The sequence below is a fragment of the Bacillus sp. FSL K6-3459 genome (assembly GCF_038003305.1).
Lineage (GTDB): Bacteria > Bacillota > Bacilli > Bacillales > Bacillaceae > Bacillus > Bacillus pumilus_O.
On record NZ_JBBOOW010000001.1, the window covers coordinates 2136525 to 2152229 of the forward strand.

Annotated in this window: 14 protein-coding genes; 8 read left to right on the forward strand and 6 right to left on the reverse strand. The window is 42.4% G+C overall.

Annotated elements, in window-relative coordinates; genetic code table 11:
• The first annotated feature begins 4 nt into the window (after positions 1 to 4).
• Together MHI35_RS10740 and MHI35_RS10745 are read left to right on the forward strand one after the other, a co-directional pair.
• The gene (locus MHI35_RS10740) at positions 5 to 349 is read left to right on the forward strand and encodes a YolD-like family protein (protein ID WP_211064206.1); all 345 of its coding nucleotides are present in this window, start codon (positions 5 to 7) and stop codon (positions 347 to 349) included.
• A gap of 189 nt (positions 350 to 538) precedes the next feature.
• A complete protein-coding gene (locus MHI35_RS10745; protein WP_012010472.1) occupies positions 539 to 1774 on the forward strand; it encodes an MDR family MFS transporter in 1236 nt (411 codons plus the stop codon).
• A 30-nt stretch (positions 1775 to 1804) separates the two neighbouring features.
• On the opposite strand, the gene coaA is transcribed toward MHI35_RS10745, so the two are convergent.
• The gene (gene coaA / locus MHI35_RS10750) at positions 1805 to 2764 is read right to left on the reverse strand and encodes a type I pantothenate kinase (RefSeq protein ID WP_211064205.1); all 960 of its coding nucleotides are present in this window, start codon (positions 2762 to 2764) and stop codon (positions 1805 to 1807) included.
• Positions 2765 to 2950: 186 nt separating this feature from the next.
• Here coaA and MHI35_RS10755 point away from each other — a divergent pair, with 186 nt between their 5' ends.
• The gene (locus tag MHI35_RS10755; RefSeq protein ID WP_335349509.1) at positions 2951 to 4279 is read left to right on the forward strand and encodes a CoA-disulfide reductase; all 1329 of its coding nucleotides are present in this window, start codon (positions 2951 to 2953) and stop codon (positions 4277 to 4279) included.
• A 65-nt stretch (positions 4280 to 4344) separates the two neighbouring features.
• Here the strand turns inward: MHI35_RS10755 and MHI35_RS10760 are convergent, their stop codons facing one another.
• Together MHI35_RS10760 and MHI35_RS10765 are read right to left on the reverse strand one after the other, a co-directional pair.
• A complete protein-coding gene (locus MHI35_RS10760) occupies positions 4345 to 5121 on the reverse strand; it encodes an SDR family NAD(P)-dependent oxidoreductase (protein WP_335349510.1) in 777 nt (258 codons plus the stop codon).
• Positions 5122 to 5133: 12 nt separating this feature from the next.
• Positions 5134 to 6084: an MBL fold metallo-hydrolase gene (locus tag MHI35_RS10765; protein ID WP_335349511.1), complete on the reverse strand. Its 951-nt coding sequence runs from the start codon at positions 6082 to 6084 to the stop codon at positions 5134 to 5136.
• 423 nt (positions 6085 to 6507) lie between these two features.
• Between MHI35_RS10765 and proC the strand changes: the two genes are divergently transcribed.
• A complete protein-coding gene (proC, locus tag MHI35_RS10770; protein WP_335349512.1) occupies positions 6508 to 7335 on the forward strand; it encodes a pyrroline-5-carboxylate reductase in 828 nt (275 codons plus the stop codon).
• A 153-nt stretch (positions 7336 to 7488) separates the two neighbouring features.
• The gene (locus tag MHI35_RS10775) at positions 7489 to 7761 is read left to right on the forward strand and encodes an antimicrobial peptide LCI (protein WP_012010478.1); all 273 of its coding nucleotides are present in this window, start codon (positions 7489 to 7491) and stop codon (positions 7759 to 7761) included.
• A 156-nt stretch (positions 7762 to 7917) separates the two neighbouring features.
• Here MHI35_RS10775 and MHI35_RS10780 read toward each other — a convergent pair whose 3' ends face one another.
• On the reverse strand, positions 7918 to 9531 hold the full coding sequence (locus tag MHI35_RS10780) for a M20/M25/M40 family metallo-hydrolase (protein WP_335349513.1): 1614 nt from the start codon (positions 9529 to 9531) through the stop codon (positions 7918 to 7920).
• 140 nt (positions 9532 to 9671) lie between these two features.
• Between MHI35_RS10780 and namA the strand changes: the two genes are divergently transcribed.
• Together namA and MHI35_RS10790 are read left to right on the forward strand one after the other, a co-directional pair.
• A complete protein-coding gene (gene namA, locus MHI35_RS10785; RefSeq protein WP_144521107.1) occupies positions 9672 to 10688 on the forward strand; it encodes an NADPH dehydrogenase NamA in 1017 nt (338 codons plus the stop codon).
• A 119-nt stretch (positions 10689 to 10807) separates the two neighbouring features.
• Entirely contained in the window at positions 10808 to 11572 is a 765-nt protein-coding gene (locus MHI35_RS10790; RefSeq protein ID WP_335349514.1) for an alpha/beta fold hydrolase, read from the forward strand.
• A gap of 46 nt (positions 11573 to 11618) precedes the next feature.
• Here MHI35_RS10790 and MHI35_RS10795 read toward each other — a convergent pair whose 3' ends face one another.
• Together MHI35_RS10795 and rnz are read right to left on the reverse strand one after the other, a co-directional pair.
• Entirely contained in the window at positions 11619 to 12926 is a 1308-nt protein-coding gene (locus MHI35_RS10795; protein ID WP_335349515.1) for an aminotransferase class I/II-fold pyridoxal phosphate-dependent enzyme, read from the reverse strand.
• A gap of 138 nt (positions 12927 to 13064) precedes the next feature.
• Positions 13065 to 13994, reverse strand: a complete 930-nt coding sequence (gene rnz / locus MHI35_RS10800; protein WP_144521101.1) for a ribonuclease Z — start codon at positions 13992 to 13994, stop codon at positions 13065 to 13067.
• A 220-nt stretch (positions 13995 to 14214) separates the two neighbouring features.
• Between rnz and zwf the strand changes: the two genes are divergently transcribed.
• On the forward strand, positions 14215 to 15690 hold the full coding sequence (gene zwf, locus MHI35_RS10805) for a glucose-6-phosphate dehydrogenase (protein WP_335349516.1): 1476 nt from the start codon (positions 14215 to 14217) through the stop codon (positions 15688 to 15690).
• Positions 15691 to 15705 lie beyond the last annotated feature (15 nt).

Below are 15705 nucleotides of genomic sequence, written 5' to 3' on the forward strand. Positions count from 1 at the left end.
AGCCATGAATCCCAATAAATTAACACCTGGACACAACCTCATGTGGGAATCAAGCCGAATGATGCTTCCAGAGCACCGGGAGCAGCTGCTTGCTCAAAAACGGCAGAAAAAAGAATACACCCCTCCCCCGCTGAGCACCGATCAACTGGAGGAAATGAATTTTTTGATCACACAGTCGATTACCGAGGATCAAGCGATTTGCGTAACATATGCCGCAGCAGGTAGGAAAGAGCAGTTTTGGGGCTGGGTAAAAGCCATTCATTATGAAATGCAACGCATAAAAATCGTCAATGATGAAGATGTTCTCAACCTGTCCTTGCAACAAATCGTCGCGATCGACCTTGATTAAATGAGGGCAAATGACCGCGCGAATCAGTGTGATAAAAGCACCGTCAGAAAAAAGCACGTCTCTTTCAAATACGAGCCAATCAAGCCTCTCTGCCATATGGCGGATGTCCTCTCCATCAAATTGTGTATTTAATTTGCACAATTTTTCATGTATGATTGGAACATCTTACAAACTCAGGGGAGAAACAGCATGAAAAATAACTTACGTACGCTACATCCGCTTAGTTGGACGATCATCATCGGCACCATATTTGGCCGAATGGCGACGTCCATGAGCATTCCTTTTTTGGCCGTTTATTTAACACAAGTCAAAGGCGCCTCAGCTTCTTCTGCTGGATTAATCATTGCCGTTAGCTCTCTGATTGGGATCGTTGCAAGTTTTTACGGTGGATATATTTCTGATCGTATCGGAAGAAAAAAGGTCATGCTTCTATCAATCTTTGGTTGGACACTTGTCTTTGTTGGCTTTGCATTTGCAGATGCCATTTGGGTCTTCTTTATCATGAACGCTTTAAACGGACTGTGCCGAGCACTGTTTGAACCAACATCTAAGGCGCTCTTATCTGATGTCACTCCATCAAGTATTCGGTTGTTTGTGTTTAATTTACGATATACAGCCATTAACATAGGGGTCATCTTCGGTCCTCTACTTGGCTTATATCTCGGGTCATCGAAAACAACCTTTCCATTTCTCGTCGCTGCCTTCATTTATTTGTTATACGGATTAACGCTAGCCTGGCAATTTCAGAAGCATCCAGTTGCTGCTCCAGAAAGCACGAAACAAATTGGTGTCAAAAAAGCGCTTTCCATTATCCAAAAAGATACGGTCTTTAGCATTATCCTCATCGGCGTTACCCTATGTTCATTCGGGTATTCGCATTTGAGCTCAACGCTACCTCAATATTTATCCGCTTCGCCTATGATTGAGGATGGCCCGAAGCTATTTGGATACCTTTTATCTTTAAATGCAGTTGTTGTCATTGTTGTACAATATCCGCTCATCATGATCGCCAAGCGCTACTCCACCATTTTGTCGCTCACCACTGGGAATGTTCTTCTTGCCGGCAGTTTGTTTGCCATTGCTTTTTCACAGAGTCTCGGCATGCTTGCTTTCATCATTGTCGTGTTTACAATTGGAGAGGTTCTGCTGTTTGCGATGATGGACCTTTTTGTAGACAATGTGGCAAAGCCCGAAGTAAAGGGATCGTACTTTGGCGCGATGGGATTTTCTCAGCTCGGTAGCGTCATCGGGCCATTTGTCGGCGGACTGTGCATTGACTATTTTGGCGCAGCCCATCCCTTCTCCATTTTTTCAGTCTTGTCGATCATCACGATCGCGGGTGTTCCGTTCCTACTTATTGGATACTACCGCCTGAAAAAACGATCCGCGGCTACGGTCGCTGTGAAAGTAAGTGGAGGTCATTAAAAAAACCGCTCTCGTATGAGCGGTTTTTCTTTATACTCGGCGGATAGCAATCTCTTCCACCTTATGCCGATCACCTTTTTTCAAAATGAGATCAGCTCGATATTTTGTCGGTAAAATATTTTGATATAAATTAGGGCGATTGACTGTATTCCAAATGGTGCTTGCCATGTGATCTGCCTGTTCATCCGTCAAATCTTTGTATTGATGAAAGAAGGATTCAGGGTCTTGGAAAGCTGTTTCCCTCAGCAAACGGAACCGTTCTTTATACCACGATTGAATTTGCGATTCAGCCGCATCTACATAAATCGAAAAATCAAAGAAATCTGATACAAACACACGCGGTTCATCCTTCAGATCATCCAGCGCTGGGGATTGCAGCACATTGATTCCTTCAATAATGACAATATCGGCATCCTCCACCGTTTCATACACCCCTTCAAGCCGGTCATAGGTCAAATGCGAATAGACCGGGGCATGCACAGTTTGTTTCCCTGATTTTAATTCGTTTAAAAAAGACAACAAGGCTTTGACATCATAGCTTTCCGGGAAGCCTTTCTTTTCCATGAGGCCTCGATCCTTTAATTCTTTTTGAGGATACAAAAAGCCATCCGTTGTCACAAGACTCACTTTTAGCCCGTCTCCAAGCCTCGATAACAGCGTTTCAATGATACGGGCCGTTGTGCTTTTCCCGACAGCCACACTTCCCGCAATCCCAATTAGAAAAGGAATTTTCGCATGATGCGGGTAATTTAAAAAGGCATTCACATGCTGATTTTTTTGTTTTTCTGCAAAGACATGCAATGTCAGAAAACGAATAAGTGGTATGTAAATATCTTGAACTTCTTCAAGCGATAAATAGTCATTTAATCCTTGAAGTGCTCTTGCTTCCTCTTCTGAAACAGATACCGGCATATATTCTCCAAGAGCAGACCAAGCCTCTCTTGTATGACGTGTATATAAAGTATTAAAATCTAGTCGCGCATCACTCAAAGTCTTTCCCACCAATCTTCACTAAACTCGTAACCAAAAAGACGATAATCCGATTGTAGCTTAAAATGAAGGCGCTGTCTTTATTTTTCCACTAAAGTTTCCTTCTTTTGCGAAAAAAAGCATTAAAAAAAGGAAAATGAGGGTAAATAAGAGTATTCAGTTCGATAAATAGAAGGGAGCAACCAAATGAAATATGTGATCATTGGCGGAGATGCAGCAGGAATGAGCTGTGCGATGCAAATATATCGAGAGGACCCAGATGCACATATTGTCGCTTTTGAAAAAGGAGAGATTTTTTCATATGGACAGTGCGGCCTTCCCTACTTGATTGGCGGTCTCATTGATCATCACAGCAAGCTGATTGCACGCAGCGCTGAAACGTTTCGCGACAAATACGGAATTGATGCTAGATGCTTACACGAAGTGACCTCCATTGACCCAAAGCAAAAAACGGTGTCAGGGTCTCATACAAAAACAAAAGAACCCTTTACCGAAAGCTATGACCGCCTCTTAATTGCCACAGGAGCAAGCCCAGTCACACTGAATTTAAATAATCAGCCGCTAGAAGGCGTACACGTATTAAAAACCATTCCGCATGCGCTGTCCATTTTAAATCACTTAAAACAAAATATCACACATGTCACGATCATTGGCGGTGGATATATCGGTTTAGAGATGGCTGAAAATTTAAAAGCGCTGGGGAAAAAGGTACATATCATTCAGCGGGGTTCAACGCTTGGTCCGGGCTTTGACCCCGATATGGCAAAGCACCTGAAAGAAGAGGCGAATGCCGAGGGTATTCACGTGACACTCGGGGAAACCGTGCAGACATTAGAGGGCAAGTCACATGTCACAGCAGTTCAAACAGACAAACAAACCATAAAAACTGATATGGTCATCATGGCCATCGGCGTCACTCCGCAAACATCCTTTTTAGACAAAACAGGAATCAAACGTCTTTCAAATGGCGCCATTGTTGTAAATGAATACATGCAAACCAATGTAAAAGACATCTATGCTGCCGGGGATTGCGCAGCCACTTATCACCGCATCAAACAATCACTCGATTATATTCCGCTCGGCACAACGGCGAATAAACAGGGAAGAATCGCTGGTTTTCATATGACGGGAACAAATCGGGCGTTTCAAGGGGTGACTGGAACGGCCGTCATGAAATTTATGAGCATGACAGCAGGACGAACGGGTTTATCTGAAAAGGAAGCACAAGCTGCTGATATTCCTTTTTCCACCATCACCATTGACAGTACGGATCACGCTGGATATTATCCAGATGCGCAGAAAATGAAAATCAAACTGATTTACAGAAGTGATGACTACACCTTGCTCGGTGCCCAAATCATCGGAAAAAGCAGTGTAGATAAACGGATCGATGTGATGGCAACTGCTCTTTACCAGCAGTTAACCATAACAGATCTTGAAGATTTAGATCTTAGCTATGCACCGCCTTTTAACAGTGTGTGGGACCCGCTTCAACAAGCAGCAAGGCGGAGTTAAAAAGACGGTCACAATAGCGGCTTAGTTCAAAAAAAGAAACCAGTTCACAACCGGTTTCTTTTTTGTTATTTTTTCATCATCGCTTTGCGTGCTGCTTTTTCAAATAAAAATGGGAATAATTGATACAATTTACTGCCAGCGTTCATCCATCCAGGCAGATTAATCTCTCTTTTTTTCGTCATCATAGCGGATACGACCTTCCCAGCCACTTTGTCCGCACTAAGCATCATGAATTCCACATTCTTCACATATTCACCGCTGCGATCGGCGATGGTAAAGAAGTCAGTGGCAATCGGGCCTGGATTCACTGTCGTGACGTGAATGCCGATGTCTGACAGCTCCATTCTGAGACTGTTTGAAAAGCCAAGGACAGCATGCTTCGATGCGGAATAAATGGCTGATTTCGGGGTGGCAATCTTTCCTGCCTGGGAGGCAATATTGATAATATGTCCATGTCCTCTTTGTTTCATCTCTGGGATGACCTTTTTCGTGCAGGCGATTAAACCAAACACGTTTACTTCAAACATCGACACCATTTCCTCAATGGATGCATCTTCAACGAGGTCAAACGCACCAAAACCGGCATTGTTCACCAAAATATCAACTGCCCCCACTTCTTCATATGCGCGATCAATGTCCTCAAGATGGCTGACATCTAGCTCCACGATGTGACACACCCCGCCAGCATTCGTAATCTTTTCTTTTACATCCGTTAACTTTTCAATACGTCTTGCTGAAATAATAATCTCTGCGCCTTCTTCTGCTGCCAAGTACGCCATTTTTTCACCAATGCCACCAGATGCGCCTGTAATCCATATTCTCTTTCCTGTTAATCGCCCCATGCGTTTCACTCCTTAGTTTACCCTGTAATAGAGAATTCCATCTTTTTGAACTTCTTCAATTTGTCCAGCTTCTAAGAGGACATCAAGCTGCCCAACTGTCTCTGACAACGTTAAAAATAAGGCCTCTTCGTAAAGCACTGGAAATAGCTTGCGGCAAAGATGAAAAGCAGTCATTTCTTTTCGTTTGAGCAGCTGATACATCGTATTTGCCCGTTTTTCTTGTTTCTTAAATCTTTCTTCGATTAATTCATGATGAGACGTGATGAGTTTCCCGTGTCCTGGATAAATCGTCTTGATGGGTAGATGAAGTAATCGATTAAGTGATGCTTTATATTGAAGCAGCGATTTTTGGCGTTCCTCCCCTTCAAACGGCGCTTCCATTAACGGGTTTGAGGAAATGGTCGTCAAAAGCAAGTCTCCACCAATGAAATGACCCGTTGTTTCATCTAAAAAGGAAAGATGAGATTGTGCATGACCCGGTGTTTCCATCACGAAAAAATGTTCATGCCCTTTCAATCGATCGCCTTCTTTGATGACATCATCAACATGTGCAGTACAGGAATATGTATAAGATTGCTTCACGATTCTTTCACACTCATCAGGGCGAAGCGGCACACCTAATTGTTGAAAAAGGTGTTTCGTAAAAGCAATTTGACGCTCTTTAAACGCAGGGTCTTGGCTAATATACGGCTCATTTAACTCATGTCCAATCACACGGACATGAGGTTTCATCAGATTTAAAAGACCGACATGATCTGCATGATGATGGGTCAACACCACTTGATCAATATCGTCAATTGATAAACGATGCTCATGTAATTGCGTGACAAAGGCGTGCTCCGCCTCTTCTGTCATCGGCCCGCAGTCCACTAAGGTCACAGCTTCACCTTTTAAAATATATGCATGTACATCCCCCACAGCGAATGGTGTCGGGATGGATAATTGAATGATGTCTTCTTTCACTTTTTTATGTCATCTCCTGATTTTTGACTCATGATTCATTGTATCTACGTCTTCTTTATTCATTGTATCCTGCAAAGGGCAGACTGTCATGCGGTTTAGGCGGTCAATTTTTTTATCTGTCCCTATTGACACAAACTTGTCCATCGTTGCATAATGAACAACAAATATAAGATGCGTGATGACAAGGATTAGTAAGCAAAATAATGATGTAAGAGAGTGAGGTCCACCGGCTGTAAGACCTCACCATCCTCTTATTTGCTGAACCTGCCCTTTGAGCTGTTAGGCAAACCTAAACGTTTCCCGCGTTAAGGGACTAGAGCTGAGTATGCATATTTGCATGCTAATTGAGGGGGGGTACCGCGAAAAACCTTTCGTCCTTTTCAGGCGAGAGGTTTTTTTATTTTCTACAAGGAGGAGCAGCTTATGAGTAAAATTGGATTTATTGGTGCAGGCTCAATGGCAGAGTCTATGATAAAAGGTTTATTAAAAAGCGGCATCATGTCAAATGAAGATATGATTGTCACAAACAAAACAAATGAAAAACGGCTAGAAGAATTAAAGGTGCGTTATGGGGTGAAAACGGATTTCTCTCGTTCTTTTATTTATGAAGAAGCCGATATTCTCGTATTTGCTTTAAAACCGAAAGATGCGGAAAACGGGATATCTGAAGTGCGGCCTCATTTACAAGGGCAGCTGATCATTTCGATTTTAGCGGGCATCTCCATCGAAACGATTCAACACTATGCTGGCGAGAAGACTGCAGTGGTTCGCGCGATGCCAAATACATCTGCGGCCATTCAGCAATCAGCAACAGGCATTGCCGTTAGTCAAGAAGTGACAGAGGATCAAAAGAAAAAAGCAATCGAGCTGTTTGAAACGATCGGTCATGTGACGGTATTAGATGAATCACAGCTAAATGCTGTTACGGCTATTGCAGGAAGCGGCCCAGCCTTTATTTATCATTTGATTGAAGGAATGGAGCGTGGCGCTTCGGAACTTGGGATGGACCAAGCAACTGCGAAGCTGCTCATCTGCCAAATGATTGCGGGCGCCGCAAACATGCTTCAAAGCAGCGGTAAAGAACCTGCTGAACTGCGCAAAGAAATCACAAGTGAAGGCGGAACGACAGAAGCCGGCCTGAACACACTTGCTGCCTATCAATTTGAAGAAGCAGTTGTCGATTGTGTCAAAACCGCAACAAAACGCGCAGCAGAATTAAACGAAATGTTTTCAGCAAACACGTATAAATGATAGAGAAAAGCACCTGTTTTGATGACAGGTGCTTTTTATTTTTATATAATAAATGATTTGTCACAAAAAATTAACAAATATTAACAAGGGATATATTACCTTTTATTGAATTACTTATATGTACCATAAAAATGAGGAAGAGGAGTGTTTTAAATGAAATTAGTTAAGGTTCTTACTGGATCCGCATTGTCACTCGCTTTACTTTTTTCCGCAGCACCGGCATTTGCTACAAGTGCACATTCTAATGCAGAGGATGTCCGTGTAACAAGTGATTTTAAAGCTCAACTTTACACATGGGATATTACCAACTCTACTGGTATTTTTGCCAATTCGTTTGAACAAGATGGGATTAAGTGGTATATAAAAGGCATCACTAAAAATTCTGATGGAACTTGGACAGCTCATTATGAGGGTAGACGAGTATAATTCTAACTGGGAGCCTATGGCTCCCCTTACTATTTTAAAGTAATAAAACATTCTCCCCCCTTCTTCTTTTCTCATTAACCTTCATTTACTCTACATCCTTCACTCAAAAGCACATAAGCTTTCAAAGACTCTAGAAACCTCATACATAAACAAGACTTACTTTTTCTCTAACAAAGCATGAATCGCTGATTCTAGTAATTCTGGCAAAATGCCGAATGAGAACGGAATGTGCAGGCGCTCTGTCCATTTGTGCGGGTCCTTACCTAATGGACCCACGTTGATGACTGGAACGTAAAGTGCTTCCTTTTCTCCTTCTGGTAAAGAATAGCCTTTCTGGTAAAGCGGCATATTGGTCGTGTAATGCCCTACGTCCTGTTTTTCGAGCTGTAAGTAACTTAAATCAGACAATCCTGGAAAATATTTCACTTCTTCTATTTCAAGCCCATAACTCTTCTTTGCCTCTATTTGAACCCTCTTTAAGGTCGCTTGAATATGCGGATCTTCCGTTGAGGAAACCGCTGGATAAAATGGTGGACTATAAAATAGAACAATGAGCGGCCCTTCTTCCTTACAAAGCGTCGTCAGCTCAGAGACGATTTTGGTTGAAAAATCACGGTCTCCAAGCTCACCTCGATTGGCGAACGCATAGTTCACAATGCGTTCAACCTCCTGTTTACTTGAGCGTTCAGCAGCTTTTTGATACAGCTCATAATACGTGAGAACAGTAATCTTCGTATCTATCGGTGTAAAAGATTTAAAGCGCTGAAATTCTGCTGTTTTTTGTTTGAGATCAGCTTCGATTTGGTCTGCTGCTTGTTTCGCCGTATCATAAAGAAGCCCGTGCAGTTCTTCACTTGAACGATTCATCATCAGCACATTAAATAAAGAAACAGCTGTGTGAGGTGTTTGAACGGAATAGGCTTCTTTTAAATCCTTTTGCATTAAGTTGGTTGGAGGCGGCGTGACTTCACCGTCTACTTCCTCACAGTAATCACTATTCAGCTCTAACAACCGATTTAATTCAGAGACCATAAAATTCGCATTTAAGCCTGAGAACGGCTCCCCTACATGTGTTTCAATTCCTTTGCAGAAAAATCCAGCCAGCACCTTCCCGATACTGCCTGTATACATATAATAATGTTCATCACCTGGATATTTTTCAAACATAGGCTCACTGTTTAAGCACGCGGTATAATCAAGATTGTGCTTTTCTTTAAGCTCTTTTAGTTTTGGAACAGCTTCAAGCATTCCTTGAGAATTCACTTCTTCATCCGGCACTGTGACGAGTAGCACATTTCCATCAAATGTCTCTGCCATCGCTCTTTCCAGCATAGACAGCTGTACAGTAAGCCCTGCCTTCATATCCATGGCACCTCTTCCAAACAACCAGTCACCTGAAGCTAGATCTTCTCTTGCTCTTTTTGGAAGAAGCGCACTTTTTTGAGAAAATGACGCCATTAACTCCTCTGGCTTGCATGCCATGTTTTGAAATTCACCGTAATCTTCTGTATCGACGACATCGAAATGACTGAGCAGCAAAACGGTACGAGAAAGAGAACTACGCTTTACAAGCGCCGTTAAATAATACCGGCCATCTTTCATCGGATGCAGAGCCAAATGATCAGGATTCTGCTTGTAATAAGGCCGCTCCCTCAGTAAATAATATAAATATTCAGCTAATGCCACTTCTCCAGTTGTACCCGATATGCTTTCGTACTGCATTAGAGCTGTGAGCAGTTCCTTTCGTTCACTCTCTGTTTGCCATTTCATTCGTTCTCCCCCTTTGTTGTCTCTATTTCTTCATTATACAAAAACGTGTATAAAAGCTATATTCTTTGAGCACCTTTTATGACGAAAGTTTGAATGGCTGTTATAATCGGCTATACAATTCTATGAGGAGGCGAAGGTATTTGGAATCAAAACTCTTTTCACCTTGGACATTAAAAGGTGTGACGCTGAAAAACCGCATCGTGATGTCCCCGATGTGTATGTATTCATCCTATGATCATGATGGAAAATTACAGCCTTTCCACTATACACATTATATTTCCCGTGCCCAAGGTCAAGCTGGCCTGATCATGGTGGAGGCAAGTGCCGTTTCACCCGAGGGAAGAATTAGTGATCAAGATCTCGGGATTTGGAGTGATGAGCATATTGAAGGCTTCGCTTCATTAACCGAACAAATCAAAGCATACGGAACCAAGACAGCCATCCAGCTGGCTCATGCAGGACGTAAAGCTGAACTAGATGGTGACATTCTGGCACCATCCAGCATTCCATTTGATGAACAGTCAAAAACCCCTGTCCAGATGTCTGTCGATCAAATCAAAGATACCGTTCAGGCGTTTCAAGATGCAGCTGTCCGGGCAAAAAAGGCCGGCTTTGACATCATTGAAATTCATGGTGCGCATGGCTATTTGATTAATGAATTTCTTTCACCGCTAGCAAATCATCGAACAGATGATTATGGCGGTTCACCAGAGAACCGTTACCGTTTCTTAAGAGAAGTTGTCGATGCAGTCAATGAAGTATGGGACGGACCATTATTTGTCCGTGTGTCGGCTTCTGACTACACGACAAAAGGACTTGACATTGCCGATTACATTGGCATTGCCACATGGCTGAAGGAACAAGGTGTCGACTTAATCGATGTCAGCTCAGGCGCTGTCGTACAGGCGAGAATCAGCACATTCCCTGGCTACCAAGTGACCTTCGCAGAAAAGATCAAAGAAGGTGCCGGTATTCAAACAGGTGCTGTCGGACTGATCACATCTGGTGTACAGGCAGAGGAGATTCTACGAAATCAGCGTGCAGACTTAATTTTTATAGGCAGAGAATTTTTACGGGATCCATACTTTCCAAAAACAGCTGCTGAAGAGCTTCGTACATCCATCGAAGGCCCGCGTCAATATGACCGCGCTTGGTAAAAGTGCATAGGAAAAAGGTGTCTATTTTTTAAAATAGGCATCTTTTTTGTTTTTAAGAGAAACATCTCTGCCTTTTGTGCCGTCTTTTAGCTAAAGAACCACTTAGAGGAGATGGAATAATGAACTCGGCAATGATTGAAAGAATGTATCATATAGATGGACACCATTTTTATACAAAACATCGTCAGGGCAAAAGGCAAGCCACCATTATCTTTGAAGCAGGCTACGGCATTTCCGGTGATACGTGGTCGAATATGGCCCATGATATTGATCCTGAGCTTGGGGTTTTCTTATATGATCGATTAGGAAATGGAAAAAGCAGTGACAGCAGTGAAGGAAGAACATTACATGATCTAGCAGATGATTTAGATATGCTACTAGAAGAAGCCAATATTCAGCCGCCCTTTCTCATTGTAGCTCACTCATTTGGCTCACTTGTCGGCCGGTTATGGGCAAGCCGCAGAGGAGATGACGTCATTGGAATGGTGCTGTTAGACCCAGCAAGTGAGGAACAAGAGCAGGTCATCCTCCCGCTTTTATCAAAAGAAGAACGCACCTCATACATGGCACAATTTACAGCAGAATGTACCCACGAGGACTTTCAGCAAATGCTATGCACAATGAAAGAGGAACAAACTCATTATGGAATGATGCCGCTCCTTGTGATTTCATCAGGTAAGAACCGGTTGTTTCATCCAGCACACGAGGCTTGGCTCAGACTTCATAAACGGATGCTGTCTTTGTCATCCCAAAGCGGATGGATTCAAGCACAGAACAGCTCTCACTATATTCATCTTGATGAACCGCATATTGTACAGCTTGCGATCTATGATGTATGGTGCGCAACCAAACAACCTGTTTCCTATTATCAAACAGCCAATTAAAAACAAAAAACTCCTTGACTAGTGATGCGTCAAGGAGTTTTTTTCTTTATACCGTTGGAGCTGACTGGCTTTTTTTAGACAGCAGCTTTTCAATGCTGACAAGCTGAACACATAAAGTAAAGATGTCAATCGCTTGCTCTAGTTCTTCAAGTGATGGGAACGTTGGCGCAATGCGAATGTTACGATCAAGCGGGTCTTTTCCATAAGGATAAGTCGCGCCTGCACCTGTCATGGTCACACCTGCTTCTTTTGCCTTTTGCACAACAGCTTTTGCACAATGATCGAGCGTATTTAAACTAATAAAATATCCGCCATTTGGCTTGTGCCATTCTGCAATGTTCTTCCCGCCAAGTGTTTCATCAAGAATGGAAAGAACAAGGTCAAACTTTGGCTTAATGATCGCTGCATGTTTTCTCATATGTTCCTTCAAGCCTTCTGGATTCTTGAAGAAACGAAGGTGTCTTAATTGATTGATTTTGTCTGGTCCAATCGTTTGAATCGATAATTGTTTTTGAGTGAAGCTCACATTATCCGGGCTTGATGCCATGAGTGCAATACCAGAGCCTGGGAATGTAATTTTAGAAGTAGACGCAAACATAAACACACGATGAGGGTGCCCTGCTTCCTCTACTGCTTGAAAAATATCTTTTAACGTATCAGGCGTATCAGTTAGGTGATGTACTGCGTATGCATCATCCCAAAAAATGCGGAAGTCGTCTGCTTTTGTTTTCATTGAAGCAAGGCGGTCAACCACCTCATCTGAATACGTAATGCCATCTGGGTTGCTATATTTTGGTACACACCAAATGCCTTTAATCGCTTCGTCCTCTGCGACCAATTTTTCGACCTGATCCATATCGGGTCCATCAGCTTTCATATCTACCGTGATCATCTCTATGTTAAATAGCTCACAAATGGAAAAGTGACGGTCATATCCTGGGCTTGGTGCAAGGAATTTTACCTTTGGCAGCTTTCCCCAAGGTGTTTTGCTATCATATACGCCGTGGGTCATGGCACGGGCAATGGTATCGTGCATCATATTAAGGCTGGAATTACCGCCGATGATGATTTGTTCTGGCTTTAGATTGAGCACATCTGCAAAAAATGTCTTCGTTTCAGGAAGCCCTGTCAAACCGCCATAGTTACGCACATCTGTGCCATCTTCAGCAGTCATCGCATCCTTTGATGTGACGACATCGAGCATGCCCATAGACAAATCGAGCTGTTTTGGTGAAGGTTTTCCTCTAGACATGTCTAAGTGTAAGTTTTTACTTTTATACGTTTCGTACTCATCTTGTAGTGCTGCATATAGGTCATTTAATTCTGCTTCACTTAACGCTGTAAAACCGCTCATCTTTGATTGTGCCTCCCGTATTCTTCATAGTTTCATTCGTCATTTGTTTTTCTTCACCATTTTACCACTACCTGAAAAAGAGAGTCATTATAAATATCAAAAAAATCGCACAACTTTTTTTGACGATTCATCCAATTTTTACAGGGTGCGGTCAATGGAAAAAGTAGAGAAATCCTGCGCAGCTTCTGTCAGCGGGAATATATCGCGGGCTTCTTTCAATAATTGGTTTAGTGCCTCTTCTCCTTGATAACGTGCACTAATATGGGTCAAAATTAATCTTTTTGCGCCTGCTTCCTGCGCTGTTTTCGCTGCTTGTTCTGTCGTGCTGTGATAATAATTGTAGGCTAGATCAGCATCTTCTTTACCGAATGTTGCTTCATGGACTAACACATCCGCATCCTTGGCAAGCCTTGTTATATTCTCGCATAAACGGGTATCTCCTGAAAATGCAACGATTCTCCCTTTTTTAGGGGGTTCCAAATAATCGGTTCCATCAATGATTCGTCCATCTTCGAGCGTCACGGTTTCCCCATTTTTCAACTTCTGATACAAAGGTCCAGGTTTTACACCGATTTCTTTTAGGTCTTCGGCTTTTAATGCACCTGGTACATCTTTTTCCACTACCCGATAGCCGTAAGCTGGAATACCGTGAGATACTCGTCTTGCTTCTACTTGAAAGGTATCATCTTCAAATACGATCCCTTCATCTATCTCTATGATATGCAGCGGATATGTCAAATGCGTTTGTGTAGCTGAAAGTGTTGCGTTTACAAATGCTTTGATGCCCTTAGGTCCATAGATCGTTAGTTCATCCTCTCCGCCTTGAAAGGATCTGCTACCAAGCAGCCCTGGGAGACCGTATACATGATCACCATGCATATGAGTGATAAATATTTTCTCAATCTTTCTCGGTTTAATCGTTGTATGTAATATTTGATGCTGCGTCGCTTCTCCGCAATCAAAAAGCCACACTGCCTTTCTTTCTTCTAAAAGCTTTAGCGCAGTGCAAGTGACGTTTCTAGTTTTCGCAGGAATGCCTGCACCAGTTCCTAAAAAGAGCAGTTCCATTACTTTTCCTCCTAAAGCCGGTATACAATATCTTCATTCATATAGAATACATGAAGACAAGGTAAATGTGAATTCAGCGGAATTTTCGAAAAAAGTCAAACGAGAGCAGAAAAAGTCGAATCAAATGTTTGCTTTACGAACAATGAACCTTTAAAATAAAGAAAATGTACATACATTCTCGGTTTTACAACAATGCTACGAATAAAGTGAGGTACTTTTCGTGAATACAGAAACTAACAATCCAAAAGCAGTCATTGTCATTTTTGGCGCAACAGGAGATCTTGCCAAACGCAAGCTCTACCCTTCTATACATAGACTTTATCATAGCGGAAAACTTGGCGATCAATTCGCCGTAGTCGGTGTTGGACGCCGTCCGTGGTCTCATGAGGACCTACGAGCTGTGGTGAAAGAATCTGTTTCTTCTGATGATGCAGAAGCGAAAATAGAGGAATTCAGTTCACATTTTTATTATCACGATTTTGACGTATCAAGTCCTGCTTCCTATCAATCGCTTAACACACTTCTAGCAGGCCTTGAAGATACGTACAGTATCCCAAACAACCGGATGTTCTATTTAGCGATGGCACCGGAATTCTTCGGAACGATTGCAAAGTTCCTAAAAAGTGAAGGCGTATCGAAAACAACTGGCTGGTCAAGACTTGTCATTGAAAAACCATTTGGCCATAACTTGCCAAGTGCGAAAAAGTTAAATGAAGAAATTAGGGATGCATTCTCTGAAGATCAAATTTATCGTATTGACCACTACCTTGGTAAACAAATGGTGCAAAACATTGAGGTCATCCGTTTTGCAAATGCCATCTTTGAACCACTTTGGACAAACCGATATATCTCAAACATTCAAATTACATCTAGTGAATCATTAGGGGTTGAAGACCGGGCCCGCTATTACGAAAGTTCAGGTGCACTAAGAGATATGGTTCAAAACCATATGCTTCAAATGGTTGCACTTTTAGCAATGGAGCCGCCAATTAAGCTGAATACCGAGGAAATCCGCAGTGAAAAACGGAAAGCATTACGCGCTCTTCGTCCTTTCTCAAAAGATGAAGTCGATCAATTCTTTGTCCGAGGACAGTATGATGCTGGTACGGTTGATGGCGGTATGGTTCCTTCCTATCTTGAAGAGCAAAATGTTGACCCGAACTCAAATACGGAAACATTCGTTGCCGGGAAGCTACTAATTGATAACTTTAGATGGGCCGGCGTGCCATTTTACATTCGTACTGGAAAACGTTTAGAAAAGAAATCTACTCAGATCGTTGTTCAATTTAAAGACATTCCAATGAACTTGTACTATGGGAACGGAAATGCCATGCATCCGAACTTACTCGTCATTCATATTCAGCCAGATGAAGGCATTACCCTTCACCTGAACGCGCGTAAGCTTGATGGCGGTACATTTGCAAAGCCGATTAAGCTCGACTATCAAACAAACTATAACGACATCATGAATACACCAGAAGCCTATGAAAAGCTGATTCATGACTGCTTGCTAGGCGATGCTACGAACTTTGCGCACTGGGATGAAGTGGCGCTTTCTTGGAACTTTGTAGATCCAATTTCTGAGCAATGGGCAGAAAACAAAACATTAAAACCAAATTATCCTGCTGGTTCTATGGGACCGAAAGAAGCCGATCAGCTTCTAGAAAAAGATGGGTATCATTGGTGGAATATATAAAATGATATAAAAAAG

Excerpts from the sequence above, each read along its gene's own strand:
- MHI35_RS10740 (WP_211064206.1), top strand. The coding sequence starts at position 5 with ATGAATCCCAATAAATTAACACCTGGACACAACCTCATGTGGGAATCA.
- MHI35_RS10745 (WP_012010472.1), top strand. The coding sequence starts at position 539 with ATGAAAAATAACTTACGTACGCTACATCCGCTTAGTTGGACGATCATC.
- MHI35_RS10755 (WP_335349509.1), top strand. The coding sequence starts at position 2,951 with ATGAAATATGTGATCATTGGCGGAGATGCAGCAGGAATGAGCTGTGCG.
- MHI35_RS10760 (WP_335349510.1), bottom strand. The coding sequence starts at position 5,121 with ATGGGGCGATTAACAGGAAAGAGAATATGGATTACAGGCGCATCTGGT.
- proC (WP_335349512.1), top strand. The coding sequence starts at position 6,508 with ATGAGTAAAATTGGATTTATTGGTGCAGGCTCAATGGCAGAGTCTATG.
- MHI35_RS10775 (WP_012010478.1), top strand. The coding sequence starts at position 7,489 with ATGAAATTAGTTAAGGTTCTTACTGGATCCGCATTGTCACTCGCTTTA.
- MHI35_RS10780 (WP_335349513.1), bottom strand. The coding sequence starts at position 9,531 with ATGAAATGGCAAACAGAGAGTGAACGAAAGGAACTGCTCACAGCTCTA.
- MHI35_RS10790 (WP_335349514.1), top strand. The coding sequence starts at position 10,808 with ATGAACTCGGCAATGATTGAAAGAATGTATCATATAGATGGACACCAT.
- MHI35_RS10795 (WP_335349515.1), bottom strand. The coding sequence starts at position 12,926 with ATGAGCGGTTTTACAGCGTTAAGTGAAGCAGAATTAAATGACCTATAT.
- rnz (WP_144521101.1), bottom strand. The coding sequence starts at position 13,994 with ATGGAACTGCTCTTTTTAGGAACTGGTGCAGGCATTCCTGCGAAAACT.